Below are 16,024 nucleotides of genomic sequence, written 5' to 3' on the forward strand. Positions count from 1 at the left end.
ACAAGAGAAAAGGGCAAGCCCGTTGGCTTGCCCTTTTGTTTTACTGGCCGTCCGGCACGATTCGCCGGCGGCGGGTGACGATCACCGGCCCGTTGCCGCCGCGTGCATCCGACGGCGATGTGTTGCCGGATGCGTCACCGGTGTCGCGCGGCGCGCCGTAGCTTTCGCGCGGCTCACGGGGTTCGCGCGGTGCGCCATAGCCTTCGCGTGGTTCACGCGAGCCGTAACCTTCGCGCGGCTCGCGAGAGCCATAGCCTTCACGCGGTTCGCGGGAACCGTAGCCGCCGCCGTCGCCACGCGATTCGCGCGGGCCGCCGTGCGAGCCGTACGGGCTGTGACCGCCGCCTTCACGGCCGCCGGGGCGCCCGCCGGTGCGCGGACCGCGGGGGCCGCCGCCGCCCGGGCGCGAGCCGCCCGTGTCGAGCTGGATCGTGGAAATCGCGCGCTTGTAGATGCCTTGCAGACCCACGGGGGTGCGCAGCATCACCAGGTACTGGTCGAACGACTCGATACATCCCGTCAGACGAATGCCGTTGACGAGATAGATTTCAACGCGCTTACGTTCCTTGCGCGCCGAATTGATGAAGTCGTTTTGCGGATGGGATTCTGCGGGATTGGCCATTGAGGTGCGGCAGGAGCCTGCGTCAGAGAATATGTTGTGCGTGTGTGGCGTGTTCGTCCACAAGGCGTTTGGCGGAATTCTACCCTGTTCGATAGGGAAGCGCGCAGTCGTGATTGTGTCGAACCGTAACCCACTATAGACGTTCCAGCGCATTTTCGCGATTCGGCCGAACGGCCAAAGCCATTTCGTTACGTCGCGTTACGACTCTCGCAGCGCCGTATCACCTCGGTGCGTGCGCGGCGCTTACATTTGGTCGCGCGAGCCGGGCGGGCCGGCTTATCAGGGATCCGGAGCATGAACAAGAGTCAAGTGGCAGGGTTGGTCGGGGGCATGGCGTTGCTGGCTTCCGGAAGTGCAATGGCGGGGCATGTCGACCTGTCGGTCGGCATCGGCGTACCGGTCGCGCCGGTCTATGTCGAGCCGGCACCGGTTTATGTGGCGCCGCAGCCGGCTGTGGTCGCCTATCCGGGCTACGGATACGGCTATTACGGCGATGACGACGACGATCGCTACCGGAAGTGGCGCAAGCACTATTACAAGCATTGGCGCAAGCACCACGGCGACGACGATGACGATTGAGCCCGAGGTCGGCCCCGCCGGTGCGCATCAGAACGCGTAGTCGGGGTTTTTCGGGTCGAATGCGGTGTCGTCTAGCGTCGCCGGCGCGATTTTCTCGATGACGATCCGCTCGAAGATCTTGCCGTCGTTGTCGTAGGACTCGACGGTCCGGAAATAGGGCGCGTGCAGGTCGAGCCCGAGGACTTCCTTCTTCGCGTAGAACTGCGGCCGGCCGGTCGGCGTTTCGTAGGTGAGCGCGACGACGCGCACGCCGCCGATCGTTTTTGCCTCCACCCGGGTCGGCCGCTGCACGCCGGCTTCCTGGTATTTCTTCCCTTCGGTCAGGTACAGGTTCGTGATGAACTCGGTGCCGAGATCCTTCACCTGGTGATTCGACTGGGCGCGCGCGAGCGCGCCGTCGAGCGCCGTCCACAACGGAATCTTGCCGAGCAGGCCGCCGAGATGGCCGTACATCTCGTCCTTGCGCTGCGTCGTGTCGTAGATCGTCTCCTGGCCGGCATGCGCGCCGCCCGGCAGCCATTTCGCATATACCCGCAGCGGCTCGCGGGTGGTTTTCACGAGCATGCGGTCGGGCGTGTCGGACCATTTCCCGCTGATGCGCTCCTGACGCACCATCGTGAACTGGTACGACGGATAGCCGTTAGGGCCATTCCGGATATAGAGCGGCACGGCGAGCGGGTCGAGCGCCTTGAAGAGCGTCGTGAGCGTCGCGTCGTCCAGCTGCGCGAGCGTGCCGCGCTGCGCGGCCGTGCGCAGCCAGCGCGCCTGTTGCGCGACCGGGTCGCGCGTGATTTTCGCCAGGTCCGCCGGCAGCGCGACCTCCTGTGCCGCGCTCGCGGCATCGGCCGCTTCCTGCGCATGCAGGCCCGGCGGAACGAGCGACAGCATGCACGCGACTGCCGCGGCGGCTGCATGCCGCGCGCTGCGCTTCTTTCCTGCGTTCATCGACAGCCTCTCCCGGAGCGATGGATCGTTCAGTCTTGCTTCGCGGTCTTGATCCTGGCGAGCTCCTCGTCGCGCAGCGCGCGGCGCAGGATCTTGCCGACGTTCGTCTGCGGCAGCGCGTCGCGGAACTCGACGAATTTCGGCATCTTGTAGCCGGTCAGGTTCTTGCGGCAGTGCGCGAGCACGTCGTCGACGGTGAGCGACGGGTCGCGGCGCACGACGAACACCTTGATTCGTTCGCCCTGCACCTCGTCGGGAATGCCGATCGCGGCGGCCTCGCTGATGCCCGGATGCATCACGAGCACTTCCTCGATCTCGTTCGGATACACGTTGAAGCCCGATACGAGGATCATGTCCTTCTTGCGGTCGATGAGGCGGATGAAGCCGCGTTCGTCCATCACGCCGATGTCGCCGGTGCCGAGCCAGCCGTCGGCGTCGATCGCCTTGGCCGTCTCGTCGGGGCGCTGCCAGTAGCCGCGCATCACCTGCGGACCGTGTACGCACAGCTCGCCCGGCTCGCCGATCGCGGCCCAGGTACCGTCCTCACGGCGAAAGCGCACGACGGTGGACGGGGCGGGCAGGCCGATCGAACCGCTGAACGAGGCCATGTCGTTCAGGTTCACGGGGTTCATCGTGACGATCGGCGAGCATTCGGTAAGGCCGTAGCCTTCGACCACCGGCCGGCCCGTCACCTGCTGGAAGCGCTCCGCGACCGCACGCTGCATCGCCATCCCGCCCGCCATCGCGAGCTTGAGCTTCGAGAAGTCGCGCTTGCGGAATTCCTCGTTGTCGAGGAACGCGTTGTACAGCGTGTTGATTCCGGTGATCCCCGTGAACGTTTCGTTGCGGATGATCTTCATCACCATTTTCATGTCGCGCGGGTTCGCGATCAGGATGTTGCGCCCGCCGAGCCCCATGAAGATGAACGCATTCACCGTCAGCGAATAGATGTGATAGAGCGGCAGCGGTGTGAGCACGGTTTCGACGTCGCCCGAGACCTGGTCGGCGATCCATGCCTTCGCCTGCAGCAGGTTCGCGATCAGGTTGCCGTGCGTGAGCATCGCGCCTTTCGCGACGCCGGTCGTGCCGCCCGTGTATTGCAGGAACGCGAGGTCGTCGCGCGTTATCTGCACCGGCTGCGGTTTGCCGCGCGCGCCGAGCGCAAGTGCGGAGCGCAGCCGGATCGCCTGCGGCAGGTGGTAGGCCGGCACCAGCTTCTTCACGTGCTTCAGCACGAAATTGATCAGGCGTCCTTTCGCATTGAAGCCGTCGGCGAGCAGGTCGCCGAGCGCGGTGACGACGATGTTCTTCACCTGCGTTTCCGGCAGTGCCTCCTGCAGCGTGCTCGCGAAGTTCTCGAACACGACGATCGTCTGCGCGCCGCTGTCCTTCAGCTGGTGCGCGAGTTCGCGCGCGGTATAGAGCGGGTTCACGTTGACGACGATTGCGCCGGCCTTCAGCGTGCCGAACAGCGCGACCGGATACTGGAACGTGTTCGGCAGCATGATCGCGACGCGGTCGCCGGGTTTCACGCCGAGGCTTTGCAGATACGACGCGAATGCGTCGACTTTCCGCGCGAGCGTGCGATAGGTCATCGATGCGCCTGCGCTCACGTAGGCGACGCGCTCGGCGAAGCGTGTCGTGCATTCGTCGAAGAACTGCACGAGCGATGCGTATTGAGTGACGTCGATTTCGTGCGGTACGCCGGGTGGGTATGACGCGTACCAGATACCGTCGGTGTTCGGCGGAACCTGGGCCGCTGCGGTTGCTGCGGAAGATGACATGACGTGTCTCCGGTCTTTGCTTTTGGCGCGGGCAGGCGCTTCGATGCCTGCCCGTGCCCCATGCTTCACGGGCGATCAACACGGGCGCCTCGACGCACCGCATGACCCCTCGTATCGATCAAATCGTGAACAGGAAGTCGCGTGTGGCCCCGCGCACTCAGTTCGCGGAATGCAGCGTCGCCGTCTCGGCGGCTGCCGCACTCGACGGCAGCCCGAACGCTTCGCTCGCTCCCGCGTCGTCGAGCACCGCCGCGAAAATCGACAGTTGGGCGCTGTCGGGCATCGGCGCCTTCAGCGCGGCGACGATCAGCGATGACAGCCGCGCGATCATCTGCACGTCGTTCATCGTGCGGCCTTGCGAGAACTCGTCGATCAGGCTTTCCGTCTCGGCACCCGCGAGCGCGCCGGACAGCGCGCCGATCGCGAAGTGCAGCCGCCAGCCGAGCTCCGTGCGCGGCAGGTGCGGCAACGCGCGCTGGAACGCATCGAAGAAGCGGCCCGCGACGCTCGCGTAGTGCGCGGTCAGGAAGTTGCGCACGAACGGCGACGGATCGGTGTACGCGCGGCCGATCAGCCGGAGGAACCCGGGCCCGCCGCGTTCCGGATTGCGCGACGCCTTCAGCGCGGGAATGAACATCGCGCCGAGCACGTGCTCGCACGTGATGTGCGAGCCGAGCTGCGCATCGAAGCGGTCGAGGATGCCGAGGCGTTCCTGGTTGAGCTGATCGAGCCGGCGCGACAGCATCGCGTGGATCAACGCTTCCTTGCTGCCGAAGTGGTAGTTGACCGCCGCGAGGTTGACCGCCGCGCGCGACGTGATCTGCCGCATCGACATCGCCTCGAAGCCATGCTCGATGAACAGGTCCTCGGCCGCATCGAGGATGCGCGCCTTCGTCCCGCCGGTCTGCCGAGGGCCGGATGATCGCGCCCCGGACGGCCGTCCCGCGGATGGCCGCCCCTCCTGACTTACTGCCATGTTCCGCCTCCCATGCCGGTCGCCCGGCCGCGAACAGGTGATTTGATTGTCTGATTCAAACAGTCGTTTTTATTAAGATAAAAAAACGCGGGCGGAGCGGGCAAGCGGGGAATCTGGACAAATTCCTCTAGTTCGATGTGCAACTGCGGCAAGCGTGGCGCGCGACCCCGAGGGGCGGGGCGCGCGCGATGGTGCGATGCGTCAATGTGCGGGTTCAGCCGACCGTGCTACGCGTATTGACCGATTGCGTCATGTCGATGCCGCGCCGCTCGCGGCTGAACAGGATCAGCACGGCGATCGCGACGGCGACGATGCCGGCCACGAGCGCGAGCGCGAAGCTGTAGTTGTTGTCGTGCGAAACGGCGAGCGATGCCTGCATCGTCGCGTTGCCGGACGCGAGCAGGTTGCCGAGCTGGTAGACGACGCCGGGGAAGGTCGCGCGGATTTCGTCGGGCGAAATCTCGTTCAGGTGGACCGGAATCACGCCCCACGCGCCCTGTACCGAGATCTGCATCAGGAACGCGCCCGCGGCGAGGGCAATCGGGCCGCTCGAGAACGCCCACAGCGGCAGCACGGGCAGTGCGATCAGCGCGGCGATGAAGATCGTGCGGCGCCGGCCGATCCGTTCCGAGATCGCACCGAACGACAGTCCGCCGACGATTGCGCCGATGTTCAGCACGATCGTGATCCACGACACGGTATGCGGATCGAAGTGATGCTGTTCGCGCAGGAACGTCGGATAGAGATCCTGCGTGCCGTGCGAGAAGAAGTTGAACGCGGTCATCAGCACGATCGCGTAGATCGTGAGCTTCCAGTTCTGCTTCAGCGTGGTTCCGAGGCTCGGGCGCGGGCGTTTCTCCATCAGTTTCCACGCCGGCGATTCGGGCACGTGCGTGCGCACGTACAGCACGAGCAGCGCGGGCAGCACGCCGACCATGAACATGCCTCGCCAGCCGATGTACTGGTAGAAGAGGCCGAACACGACGGACGCGAGCAGATAGCCGCTCGGATAGCCGGCCTGCAGCAGTCCCGACACGAAACCGCGTGCATGGGTCGGCACGGTTTCCATCGTCAGCGCGGAGCCGACGCCCCATTCGCCGCCCATCGCGATGCCGAACAGCGCGCGCAGCACCAGCAGCGCGGTCAGGCTCGGCGCGAAACCCGACGCGAGTTCGAGCAGCGAATAACACGCGATGTTGACCATCAGCGTCGGGCGGCGGCCGAAGCGGTCGGCGAGCCGGCCGAAAATCAGTGCGCCGAGCGGGCGCATCGCGAGCGTCAGCGTGAGCGCGAACGCAACGGCGGGGATCGTCGACGCGAATTCGGCGGCGATGTCCTTCAGCACGAAAACCATCAGGAAAAAATCGAACGCGTCGAGCGTCCAGCCCAGGTAGGCGGCGATCGTGACGTTGCGTTGTTCGCGGGTCCAGCTCATGTCCGAGGTCTCCTCGTTGGCTTGCGCGCTCAGGATGTGCATGCGGATGCCGGCCCGGCTTGCGCGCGGTGCGCGGGCACTGATCGAGTGTAGGCCGCGGCGCCATGCGATGTGGGGCGCGATAACGCCGAATCGGGAATAATCCCTACGAAATGAACTGTTTCGGAAACGGAAACGAAGCCGCGCCGGACCGGCGACAGGCATCTGTATCATTCCGGAAGGCGTTTTGTATTTGTTCTGTAATGCGCTCGACGCGCATCGTCACCGAATCAGGAGTCCCGATGAACGAACGTTCCGCTGCTGCGCTGCCCGTGCTCGAAACCGCCAGGCTGTGGCTGCGCCCGCGCGTGCTGGCCGATCTCGACGCGTGCATCGCGATGGATCGCGATCCCGAGGTCACGCGGCATATCGCGGGCCCGTGGCACGATCCCGTCGAGCATCGCCGCTTCGTCACGCACCGGATCACGCGCGACTATCCGCCGGGACTCGGCTACTGGTCGATCTTCGAGAAGGCCGCCCCCGATACGTTTATCGGCTGGGTCCTGCTGATTCCCGACTATGCGGACGGTGCGCGCGATGTCGAGATCGGCTGGCGGCTCGTGCGCGCGACCTGGGGGCGCGGCATCGCGAGCGAGGCCGCGGCCGCCGTCGTGCGGCATGCGTTCGATACCGTGCGCCTGCCGCGCGTGATCGCCGATATCGCCGAGGCCAACAACGGTTCGCTGAACGTCGCGCGCAAGCTCGGGATGCGTCGCGTGAGCGTCGTGCAGGACGGCATTCCTTACATTCGCCATCGTCTCGAGCGCAACGATCTGCGCGCGTAGCGCGGCATCGTGCACACGCGTGCGCGGCTGCCGGAGATCGTCGATCGCCGGCATATCGCGGTCATGACGTATTAACGGCTCGCGCGATCAGGAGTATCGTTGCCGGAATTTCGCAACATGGGGTACGACCATGACACTCGGCCGCGACGTTCATCTCATTCCAGTCAGGCTCGACGCGCTGCGTCCGACGCAGATGACGGTTGGTTATCGCGAAGTCAAGGCGAAGCGCAAGCACTGGAAGGCGCTCGACAAGCGCGCGCGCAAGGCCGCGATCGAATCGCACTGGTTCCCGGCCGTCCTCGGCCCGGACGGGCTGCACTACATCACCGATCATCACCATCTCGGCCTCGCGCTGATCGAGGAGGGCGAGTCGCGCGTGAACGCGATGCTGCTGAAGGATCTGTCGTGGCTCGACGACACGATTTTCTGGCGGATGATGGAGCACAACCAGTGGGTGCATCCGTTCGGCGCGGACGGGTCGCGTCGCGACTACGTGCATTTGCCGAAGGCGCTGACGGGGCTCGTGGACGATCCGTACCGCAGCCTTGCAGGCGAACTGCGCACGGCGGGCGGCTATGCGAAGGACGCGACGCCGTTCAGCGAATTCCTGTGGGCCGATTACCTGCGCCAGCGCGTGTCGCTCGACCAGATCCGCAAGAACTTTGCAAAGGCGCTCGACCTCGCGCTGCACCGCGCGCACGACCAGGATGCGCGCTATCTGCCCGGCTGGTCGGGCGTCATCGCCGTCAAACCCTGACCGGCGCACGGCGCCGACCGCCTCATGACGATCGCCCCGATCCGCCCCGATGCCGGCCCGCAGCATGCCGACCATTTCTCCGCGCTCGACGCGGCCTCGCCGCCGCCCGCGCGGCGCATCGGCCTCGATGCACTGGCGGGCCTGTCGATCGCGGGCCTGCTGATTCCCGAGGCGGTAGCGTATGCGGGGCTGGCCAACCTGCCGCCGCAGGCCGGCCTCATCGCGCTGCTGGCGGGGCTCGTCGTCTATGCGCTCACGGGCAGCAGCCGCTTCGCGATCGTGTCGTCGACGTCGTCGTCGGCTGCCGTGCTCGCGGCGACCGTGCTCGCGGAATCGGGGATGGCGCTTGCCGAACAGCTCGCGCTGGCGGCGGCGCTGGTCGCGATGACGGGCGTACTGTTCATGCTGGCGGGCGCCGCGCGGCTCGGCGGCATGTCGGACTTCGTCGCGCGGCCCGTGCTGCGCGGTTTCACGTTCGGGCTCGCACTGACGATCGTCATCAAGCAGTTGCCGAAGATTCTCGCGATTTCCGTGCAGCACAGCGATGCGCCGCATGTCACGCTCGACCTGATCGCCGGCGCCCCGCATGCGAACCTCGCGAGTGTCGTGCTCGGCGCGACCGCGCTGGCGCTGCTGTTCGTGCTCGGGCGCCGCTCGCGCGTGCCCGCTACGCTCGTCGTGATCGTGCTGTCGATCGCTGTCGGCTATGCGATCGACTGGCAGCGATACGGGATCGCGATCGTCGGCAACATCGATTTCCGGCACATCGAATTCGGCCTGCCGCAGCTCGACCGCAACGCGTGGATGCAGACGGTCGAGCTCGCGTTCGCGCTGATGCTGATCCTGTACGCGGAGTCGTACGGATCGATCCGCAACTTCGCGCTGAAGCATGGCGACAGCGTGTCGCCGAACCGCGACCTCGTCGCGCTCGGCTGCGCGAACCTCGTGTCGGGCCTGCTGCACGGGATGCCGGTCGGCGCCGGCTATTCGGCAACGTCGGCGAACGAGGCGGCCGGCGCGCAGTCGCGCTTCGCCGGCCTGTGGGCGGCCGGCGTGGTCGCGCTGATCGTCTGGCTGCTGCTGCCGCAGCTTGCGCGCACGCCGGAGCCCGTGCTCGCGGCGATCGTGATCTTCGCGGTCAGCCACTCGCTGCATCCGTCCGTATTCAAGCCGTACTGGGACTGGCATCGCGACCGGCTCGTCGTGATCGCCGCACTGCTCGCGGTGCTCGTGCTCGGCGTGCTGCACGGGCTGCTCGCGGCCATCGGCGTAAGCCTGCTGCTGACGCTGCGCAAGCTGTCCGAGCCGAACGTCAGCGTGCTCGGCCGGCTGCGCGACAGCCATGACTTCGTCGACGTCGCGAGCCATGCGGACGCGAAGCCGGTGCCGGGCGTGCTGATCGTGCGGCCCGAGGCGCAGCTGTTCTTCGCGAACGCGGACCGGATGCTGAATCGCGTACGTGCGCTGATGAAGGCCGCGCCGGACACGCATGCCGTGATGCTGAGCCTCGAGGAAACGCCGGATATCGACGGCACGACGATCGAATCGTTGCGCACGTTCGCGGCCGAATGCACGGCACGCGGGCTGCGGCTCGCGATCGTGAGGCTCAAGGTGCACGCGCTGCATGCGTTGCGCCGTGCGGCGGACGATACGCTGCATGAGGACGCGATGTCCGAACTGAGCGTAGACGAAAGTCTGCAACTGTTGCAGGCTGGTATGCAGCCGGACGGCAGCGCCGGAACGACCTCCGTGTAACGAGGCGGCGCGTCAGTGCGATCTATTGCGAAAGCACGGCGTCGGCAGCGCGATCGATCATATCGGCCACTTCCGCGGCCGTCGGCGCATAGGCGCCTGCGTGAGCACAGGCGACCGCCGCGCACGCGGCCGCGTAACGCAGATGCTCGGCGGGCGATGCATCGGGCCGCGCAAGCTGGCTCGCGAGCCAGCCGCCGATGCTGGCGTCGCCGCAGCCGACCGTGTCGACGACCTCGGTCGGGAACGCGGGCTGGAACAGCACGGTGTCGCGATGCAGGAGCTGCATGCCGGATGCGCCGCGCGTGACGAGCATCGTCGCATCGGGCGCCCCCACGCACGCAGTTGCGCGAGTGCGGCCGTTTCGTCGAGTTCGGGAAACAGCCCGTGAAGGTCCTCGTCGGACACCTTGATCCAGTCGGCGAGCGCGACCAGCCGGCGCAGCGTGTCGCGATACGACGGCGCGGCCATCGGCGCACGGTAGTTCGGATCGAACGAGATCCGCTTGCCGGCCGCGCGCGCGGCCCGCGCCACCTCGATCAGGCGCGACGCGAGCGGCTCGCGCACGACGCCGAGCGAGCCGATGTGCACGATCTCGGCCGCGTCAAGTGCGCCGGCGGGCAGGTCCGCCGGATCGAACGCGAGATCGGCGCTGTTCTCGCCGATGAAGAAATAGTGGGGCGGCTGCTTCGACACGACCATCGCGAGCAGCGGCGCGCGGTCGACCTGCCGGATGAAACGCATGTCGAGCCCCGCGTCGGCGCTCCTGCGCATCAGTTCGTCGCCGAAGATGTCGCGGCTGACCGTGCCGGCGAAGGCCGTCGGCGCGCCGAGTCGCGCGCCGACGCGCGCAACGTTCCAGCATGAGCCGCCGGCGACGCTGTGCCAGCGCTGCGCGTCGTCGCGGATGAAATCGGTCAGCGCTTCGCCGAATACGATCAGGCGGGGGAGCGTCGTCGTCATGTTGAAACCTTGTGGCGCGGCCGTGCAGTGGTTGATGTGAGCGGGCGGGGCGGGCGGCGCCGGCCGTCGCGCGCGGCGACGCAGCCCGGCACCGCCCGGTTCAGTGGACGGGCGGCGCGATCAGCGCGGGGCGCTCCAGCCCTTGTAGGTCTTCACGTTGTCGCGCGTGATGAGCGTCGGCTCGATCAGGATCATCGGATTGGCCGGCTTCTGGCCGTTCATGATCCCGTAGCCGACGTTGACGGCCTGCTGCGCCATCGCCCACGGGTCCTGGCTCGACGACGCCTGCACGAGCGTGTTGGACTTGAGCGCGACCTCGATGTCGGGCGCACCGTCGACCGACGTGATCACGATGCCCGGACGGTTCAGCTGTTTCGCGGCGAGATCGCTGCCGATCGCCTGCGGGTCGTTGATCGTAAATACCGCATCGAGCTTCGGAAAGCGCGTCAGGTAGCCCTGCATCGCGTTCATCCCGCCTTCGCGCGAGCCCTTGCCGTCCTGGTCGCTCGACAGCAGCTTGATGCCCGCGTTTTTCGCGAGCACGGTCTTGCAGCCGGTGACGCGATCGATCACAGCCGACACCTGCGGCCCGTTCTCGATGATCACGTTGCCCTTGCCGTTGAGTTTCTTCGCGATGTAGTCGCACGCGAGTTCGCCGGCCTTCACGTTGTTGGTCTGCACGGTCGCATTCGCGCCGGCTGCCGCGACGTCGACCGCGACGACCGTGATGCCGGCCGCCTGCGCCTTCTTCACTGCCGGCTCGATCGCCTTCGGGTCGGTCGCGTTGAGCAGGATCATGTCGACGTGCGCGGAGATGAAGTTGTCGATCTGCGTGAACTGCTTGTTCAGGTCGTAGTCGGCCGACACGGCCGTGACCTTCGCGTTCGGGTTGATTTGCTTCGCGCGCGCTTCGGCGCCCTTGACGATCGTGACGAAGTACGGGTTGCCGAGCGACCCGACCGTGACGCCGATCGATTTGAGCGGCTTGTCGGCTGCGTGCGCGACGGCAGCGCCGAATGAGAGTGCGCAGGCGACGGCGGTCAGGGCGGCTTTGTGCTTGAACATGTCGTTGTGTCTCCGTGAGGTTGGTTGGTAGACGGGCGCGGGCGTGCCTGCCTGCGCCGCAAGGTTGAATGGACGGGAACGGTGTCAGGTGCGCGCCGAATCGCGCTGGCGGTAGCGATCGAGCGCGACGGCGCCGATGATCACGAGCCCCTTGATGATGTACTGCCAGATGTCGGACACGCCGAGCAGCACGAGTCCGTTCGTCAGTACCGCGATGATCAACGCGCCGATCAGCGTGCCGACGATCGAGCCGACGCCGCCGACGAAGCTCGTGCCGCCGAGGATCACCGCGGCGATCGCGTCGAGTTCGTAGGACTGGCCGAGCTGCAGGCCGTTGGCCGCATAGAGCCGCGCGGCGGACATCACCGCGCCGAGGCCCGCGAGCAGCCCCGACGCCGCATACACGAACATCTGGATCGCCCGCACGTTGATGCCCGACAGGCGTGCGGCTTCCGGATTGCCGCCGACCGAATAGATCCGCATCCCGAGCACGGTACGGCGCAGGATGAACCATGAGATCGCGATCACCGCGCACGCGATCACGACGAGCCACGGCACACCGAGGATCGTGCCGTTGCCGATGAACGCGAACGGCAACTGCGGATTGAACACGGTCGTGTCGTTGCCGATCAGGCGCGCGACGCCGCGCACGGCCGTCATCGCACCGAGCGTGACGATGAACGGCGGCAGGCGCAGGAATGAGATCAGGCCGCCGTTGATCGCGCCGAACACGAGGCCGACGACGAGCGCGAAGGGCACGCCGAGCCAGCCCCAGCCGGGAATGGTCGACGCGATCAGCGCGGCGACGGCCGCGGCGGCGAGCACCGAGCCGACCGACAGGTCGATGCCGCCCGTCAGGATCACGAAGGTCATGCCGGCGGCGAGCACGATGTTGATCGACGCCTGCTGCGTGACGATCGACAGGTTCTGCAGCGTGAAGAAGCCGTCGGTCAGGAAGCCGAAGCCGATGCACAGGACCAGCAGCACCGGCAGCATGCCGGCGGTGCGTATCAGCGACTGCATGCGTGCTCGATGATCGGCGGTGCGCAACTGGGGAGTACGATCGCCCACCGGATGGGCCGTCGCGGAAGCGAGGTTCCGCTGCTTGGTCGGGTTGATCATTTCGGTAACCTGAATTGTAAGAGTCAAATGAAAGAGCGCGGCTCAGTGCGCGTCGGCGAGTTCGGCCTGCGAGCCGGTCGCGAGCGCGATGATGGCTTCCTGCGTGATGGGCGTGTGCGTGTGGCCGCCGAGTTCGCCCGCGATCTCGCCTTCGCGCATCACGAGCACGCGGTCCGCGACGCCGATGATCTCGGGCAGCTCGCTCGAGATCACGATCACGCCCACGCCGGCACGGGCCAGTTCGTTGATGATCCGGTAGATCTCGGATTTCGCGCCGATGTCGACGCCGCGCGTCGGTTCGTCGAGGATCAGTACGCGCGGTTTCGTCTCCAGCAGGCGCGACAGCAGAACCTTCTGCTGGTTGCCGCCCGACAGCGCGCCGACGTTGACGTTCGCGTGAGGTACACGGATCGACAGCGAGGAAATCGCGTCGCGCGCGCGTTCGGCGCCGCGCGCGAGGTCGAGCGCGCCGAGCCGTGCATCGCGGTTGCAGACGGAAATGTTGATGTTGTCGCGCACGCTCATGTCGAGGAACAGGCCCTGGCGCTTGCGGTCTTCGGTCAGGTAGACGAGGCCCGCGTCGATCGCGTCGCGCGGCGAGTGTCCGCCGAACGTGCGGCCGGCCAGTTTCACGTCGCCGCGCACGCGCGGTTCGGCGCCGAAGATCAGCCGCGCGAGTTCGGTGCGGCCCGCGCCGACGAGCCCGGCGATGCCGAGCACCTCGCCGGCATGCAGGTCGAGGCTGCAGCCGCGCACGCGCGCGCCGTCGGCGATGTCGCGTACCGACAGCAACAGGTGGCCGGGGTCGTACGGCGCGTGTTCCTTCTTGTAGAAGCCGGAGATGTCGCGGCCGACCATCATCGCGACGAGACGCTCGGCCGACAGCGATTCGCGTTCGAGCGTGCCGACGTATGCGCCGTCGCGCAGCACCGACACGCGGTCGGACAGTTCGTAGATCTCCGCCATCCGGTGGCTGATGTAGATGATCGCGAGACCTTCCGCGCGCAACTGGCGGATCAGGCGGAACAGATGCTCGGTTTCGCGCGACGACAGCGGCGTTGTCGGCTCGTCCATCACGAGGATGCGGGCGCGGGTGTGCACGGCGCGCGCGATCTCGACGAGCTGCTGTTCGGCGATCGACAGCGTGTCGACGAGCGTTTCGGGGCCGAACGATGCGCCGAGGCGCGCGAGCACGTCCTGGCAGCCGCGCGCCATCGCCGCGCGGTCGATCATGCCCCAGCGCCGATTGCCGCGCCGCAGTTCGCGGCCGACGTAGATGTTTTCCGCGACGGTCAGGTTCGGCGACAGGCACAGCTCCTGGTAGATCACCGCGACGCCCGCATCGCGCGCGGCGAGCGGCCCGTCGATGTCGATGCGTTCGCCGTCGATCAGGATCTCGCCGCCGGCGTCGGCGCGGTATGCGCCCGACAGGATCTTCATCAGCGTCGATTTACCGGCGCCGTTCTCGCCCATCAGCGAGTGGATCTCGCCCGGATAGACGGTCAGGCTGACATTGTCGAGCGCGCGCACGGCCGGGAACGTCTTGCTGATCCGGCGCATTTCGAGCAGCGGGCGGGGCGACTCAGACCGCGACATGGTTGACCTCCTGCGAGTCGGTGCGGGCGCCCTTGAGGATGCCGGCCCGCGGGGAAAAGTTGAAGAACATCGGCAGCGTGGCCGCGCCGATCGCGCCGGCGTCGGCGCCGAACGTGCCGCGCACGAGCGTCGGCGTGCCGCGCGCTTCGGGCGCGGTGGCAACCAGTGCCGAGCGCAGGCGCGTCGTGACCGCGTCGAGCAGGCCCGCATCGGTATCGGCGTCGATCACGACTACCGGAGCATCGACCACGCACAGCACCGCGCGCAACGCCGGCGCGAGCGCGTCGACGCAGTCGTCGATCCATTCGTCGACGGCCGGCAGGCCGCGGGCAATGCAGGCTTCGAGATCGGCGCGGTTCTCGACCGTCTCGCCGTGATGGCGCAGATGGCGTACGAGCGCGTGCAGCGAGGCGCGCGCGAGCAGGATGTCCCACGGGCCGCGCGGCGGCGGCGCGGATGCCAGCCGGCTCGGCGGCACGGGAATCACGGCGATGTCGCCTGCATTGCCGGTCACGCCGCGCAGGCAGTCGCCGTCGATCGCGATGCCGCCGCCGATCGCCGGTCCGATGAAGAGGTAGACGAAGTCGTCGCACTGCCGGCCATATCCGTAGAACAGCTCGGCGATCGCGGCCGCGTTGCCGTCGTTTTCGCCGAACACGGGCAGCGACAGCGCGCGACCGAGGTCGCTCGCGAAATCGACGTCTTCCCATGCGCGGAACGTGTCGGGCGCGAGGCCGAGTTCGCGCATCCACGCGCCGAGGTTGTAAGGCTGCGCGACGCCGATGCCGGTCAGGCGGGCGCGTTCGTGGTCGGGGAGCAGGGCCTGCATCGCGTCGATGTCGTGACGCACGATCTCGAGCACGTCGGCGGGAGGGGGCAGCAGCGTGTCGTGCGAGCGGCGGCCGAGCACGTCGCCCGCGAAGTTGACGAGCGCGGTTTCGATGCGCATCCGGTCGAGATGGACGCCGATGCCGAATGCGCCGCGCGGGTCGAGGCGGATCAACGATGCCGGCTGGCCGCGCTGGCCTTCGGTGCGGCCAGCGAATTCGATCAGCTTCGCATCGGCGAGCGATGCGATGATGCTGCCGACCGCCGTGCCCGTCATGCTCGCGAGACGCGCAAGGTCGGCCTTCGACGCGCTGCCTGCGCGGCGCAGCGTCTTCAGCAGCAGGCGCTCGTTGTAACGGCGCACGTTGGCCGAATTACTTCCCTGGCCGATGTGCGGGCTTCTCATGGCGTCTCCTTCCATGTTGCGCTGTGCGGTAGCGCATTAAATAAATCACGTTGATTTATTTAACCGCGTGAGCGCCGACATGTCAGCCTAGGGAAATCCCGGTGCTCGGGAAATGGGGAATGGGTCGCGGAACCGGGGCGAAAACTTTGGAATTCGCGTGGCGGGCGCGTGTTCGCCGCGGACGTGACGACGTTCGTCCGGTAGGTGGCAAGGGAAGGGGGGGGCACACCGTGCGGATCAACGGGGCGGTGTGAATGATGCAGGATGGGAAATGAAAAAAGGCCGGCTAGAAGCCGACCTTTTTAAATAAGTGGTGCCCAGGAGAGGACTCGAACCTCCACGGTGTTGCCACCGCTAGGACCTGAACCTA

Annotated in this window: 13 protein-coding genes and 1 pseudogene; 4 read left to right on the top strand and 10 right to left on the bottom strand. The window is 66.8% G+C overall.

The genetic code is table 11. The features are described from left to right. Positions 1-40: 40 nt before the first annotated feature. Complete coding sequence (hfq, locus tag BT264_RS24150) at positions 41-622, bottom strand: RNA chaperone Hfq (RefSeq protein WP_034184055.1); 582 nt, start codon at positions 620-622, stop codon at positions 41-43. A 294-nt stretch (positions 623-916) separates the two neighbouring features. Between hfq and BT264_RS24155 the strand changes: the two genes are divergently transcribed. Then, positions 917-1,201 carry a PXPV repeat protein gene (locus BT264_RS24155; protein WP_072441647.1) on the top strand — a complete coding sequence of 95 codons (285 nt, stop codon included), beginning with the start codon at positions 917-919 and terminating at the stop codon, positions 1,199-1,201. 27 nt (positions 1,202-1,228) lie between these two features. Here BT264_RS24155 and BT264_RS24160 read toward each other — a convergent pair whose 3' ends face one another. The 4 genes from BT264_RS24160 to BT264_RS24175 form a co-directional block, all read right to left on the bottom strand. Then, entirely contained in the window at positions 1,229-2,146 is a 918-nt protein-coding gene (locus BT264_RS24160; protein WP_072441644.1) for a DUF1571 domain-containing protein, read from the bottom strand. A gap of 29 nt (positions 2,147-2,175) precedes the next feature. Beyond that, positions 2,176-3,930: an AMP-binding protein gene (locus BT264_RS24165; protein WP_072441641.1), complete on the bottom strand. Its 1,755-nt coding sequence runs from the start codon at positions 3,928-3,930 to the stop codon at positions 2,176-2,178. Between the two features lie 157 nt (positions 3,931-4,087). Then, entirely contained in the window at positions 4,088-4,906 is an 819-nt protein-coding gene (locus BT264_RS24170; protein ID WP_072441638.1) for a TetR/AcrR family transcriptional regulator, read from the bottom strand. A gap of 214 nt (positions 4,907-5,120) precedes the next feature. Then, positions 5,121-6,341, bottom strand: coding sequence for an MFS transporter (locus BT264_RS24175; RefSeq protein ID WP_072441768.1), 1,221 nt, complete (start codon positions 6,339-6,341; stop codon positions 5,121-5,123). A gap of 281 nt (positions 6,342-6,622) precedes the next feature. On the opposite strand from BT264_RS24175, the gene BT264_RS24180 reads away from it, so the two are divergent. From BT264_RS24180 to BT264_RS24190, 3 genes are all read left to right on the top strand, one after another. Continuing rightward, positions 6,623-7,165, top strand: coding sequence for a GNAT family N-acetyltransferase (locus BT264_RS24180; RefSeq protein WP_072441767.1), 543 nt, complete (start codon positions 6,623-6,625; stop codon positions 7,163-7,165). A gap of 130 nt (positions 7,166-7,295) precedes the next feature. Continuing rightward, complete coding sequence (locus BT264_RS24185) at positions 7,296-7,922, top strand: ParB-like protein (RefSeq protein WP_072441635.1); 627 nt, start codon at positions 7,296-7,298, stop codon at positions 7,920-7,922. 24 nt (positions 7,923-7,946) lie between these two features. Next, positions 7,947-9,677: a SulP family inorganic anion transporter gene (locus tag BT264_RS24190; protein WP_072441632.1), complete on the top strand. Its 1,731-nt coding sequence runs from the start codon at positions 7,947-7,949 to the stop codon at positions 9,675-9,677. Positions 9,678-9,699: 22 nt separating this feature from the next. On the opposite strand, the pseudogene BT264_RS24195 reads toward BT264_RS24190, so the two are convergent. The 5 genes and pseudogenes from BT264_RS24195 to BT264_RS24215 form a co-directional block, all read right to left on the bottom strand. Further along, a pseudogene (locus tag BT264_RS24195) lies at positions 9,700-10,637 on the bottom strand (carbohydrate kinase). 120 nt (positions 10,638-10,757) lie between these two features. Continuing rightward, positions 10,758-11,702, bottom strand: a complete 945-nt coding sequence (locus BT264_RS24200; RefSeq protein ID WP_072441630.1) for an ABC transporter substrate-binding protein — start codon at positions 11,700-11,702, stop codon at positions 10,758-10,760. A gap of 84 nt (positions 11,703-11,786) precedes the next feature. Beyond that, entirely contained in the window at positions 11,787-12,824 is a 1,038-nt protein-coding gene (locus BT264_RS24205; protein ID WP_072441627.1) for an ABC transporter permease subunit, read from the bottom strand. Between the two features lie 42 nt (positions 12,825-12,866). Then, entirely contained in the window at positions 12,867-14,420 is a 1,554-nt protein-coding gene (locus BT264_RS24210) for a sugar ABC transporter ATP-binding protein (RefSeq protein ID WP_072441624.1), read from the bottom strand. Further along, positions 14,407-15,654 (bottom strand): ROK family protein, encoded by a 1,248-nt coding sequence (locus BT264_RS24215; RefSeq protein WP_072441765.1) that lies wholly within the window; start codon positions 15,652-15,654, stop codon positions 14,407-14,409. Before BT264_RS24215 ends, BT264_RS24210 begins: the two co-directional genes overlap by 14 nt. Between the last annotated feature and the right edge of the window lie 370 nt (positions 15,655-16,024).

The organism is Burkholderia sp. NFPP32, assembly GCF_900119325.1.
In the GTDB taxonomy this organism is placed as follows: domain Bacteria; phylum Pseudomonadota; class Gammaproteobacteria; order Burkholderiales; family Burkholderiaceae; genus Burkholderia; species Burkholderia pyrrocinia_C.

Excerpts from the sequence above, each read along its gene's own strand:
- hfq (WP_034184055.1), bottom strand. The coding sequence starts at position 622 with ATGGCCAATCCCGCAGAATCCCATCCGCAAAACGACTTCATCAATTCG.
- BT264_RS24155 (WP_072441647.1), top strand. The coding sequence starts at position 917 with ATGAACAAGAGTCAAGTGGCAGGGTTGGTCGGGGGCATGGCGTTGCTG.
- BT264_RS24160 (WP_072441644.1), bottom strand. The coding sequence starts at position 2,146 with ATGAACGCAGGAAAGAAGCGCAGCGCGCGGCATGCAGCCGCCGCGGCA.
- BT264_RS24165 (WP_072441641.1), bottom strand. The coding sequence starts at position 3,930 with ATGTCATCTTCCGCAGCAACCGCAGCGGCCCAGGTTCCGCCGAACACC.
- BT264_RS24170 (WP_072441638.1), bottom strand. The coding sequence starts at position 4,906 with ATGGCAGTAAGTCAGGAGGGGCGGCCATCCGCGGGACGGCCGTCCGGG.
- BT264_RS24175 (WP_072441768.1), bottom strand. The coding sequence starts at position 6,341 with ATGAGCTGGACCCGCGAACAACGCAACGTCACGATCGCCGCCTACCTG.
- BT264_RS24180 (WP_072441767.1), top strand. The coding sequence starts at position 6,623 with ATGAACGAACGTTCCGCTGCTGCGCTGCCCGTGCTCGAAACCGCCAGG.
- BT264_RS24185 (WP_072441635.1), top strand. The coding sequence starts at position 7,296 with ATGACACTCGGCCGCGACGTTCATCTCATTCCAGTCAGGCTCGACGCG.
- BT264_RS24190 (WP_072441632.1), top strand. The coding sequence starts at position 7,947 with ATGACGATCGCCCCGATCCGCCCCGATGCCGGCCCGCAGCATGCCGAC.
- BT264_RS24200 (WP_072441630.1), bottom strand. The coding sequence starts at position 11,702 with ATGTTCAAGCACAAAGCCGCCCTGACCGCCGTCGCCTGCGCACTCTCA.
- BT264_RS24205 (WP_072441627.1), bottom strand. The coding sequence starts at position 12,824 with ATGATCAACCCGACCAAGCAGCGGAACCTCGCTTCCGCGACGGCCCAT.
- BT264_RS24210 (WP_072441624.1), bottom strand. The coding sequence starts at position 14,420 with ATGTCGCGGTCTGAGTCGCCCCGCCCGCTGCTCGAAATGCGCCGGATC.
- BT264_RS24215 (WP_072441765.1), bottom strand. The coding sequence starts at position 15,654 with ATGAGAAGCCCGCACATCGGCCAGGGAAGTAATTCGGCCAACGTGCGC.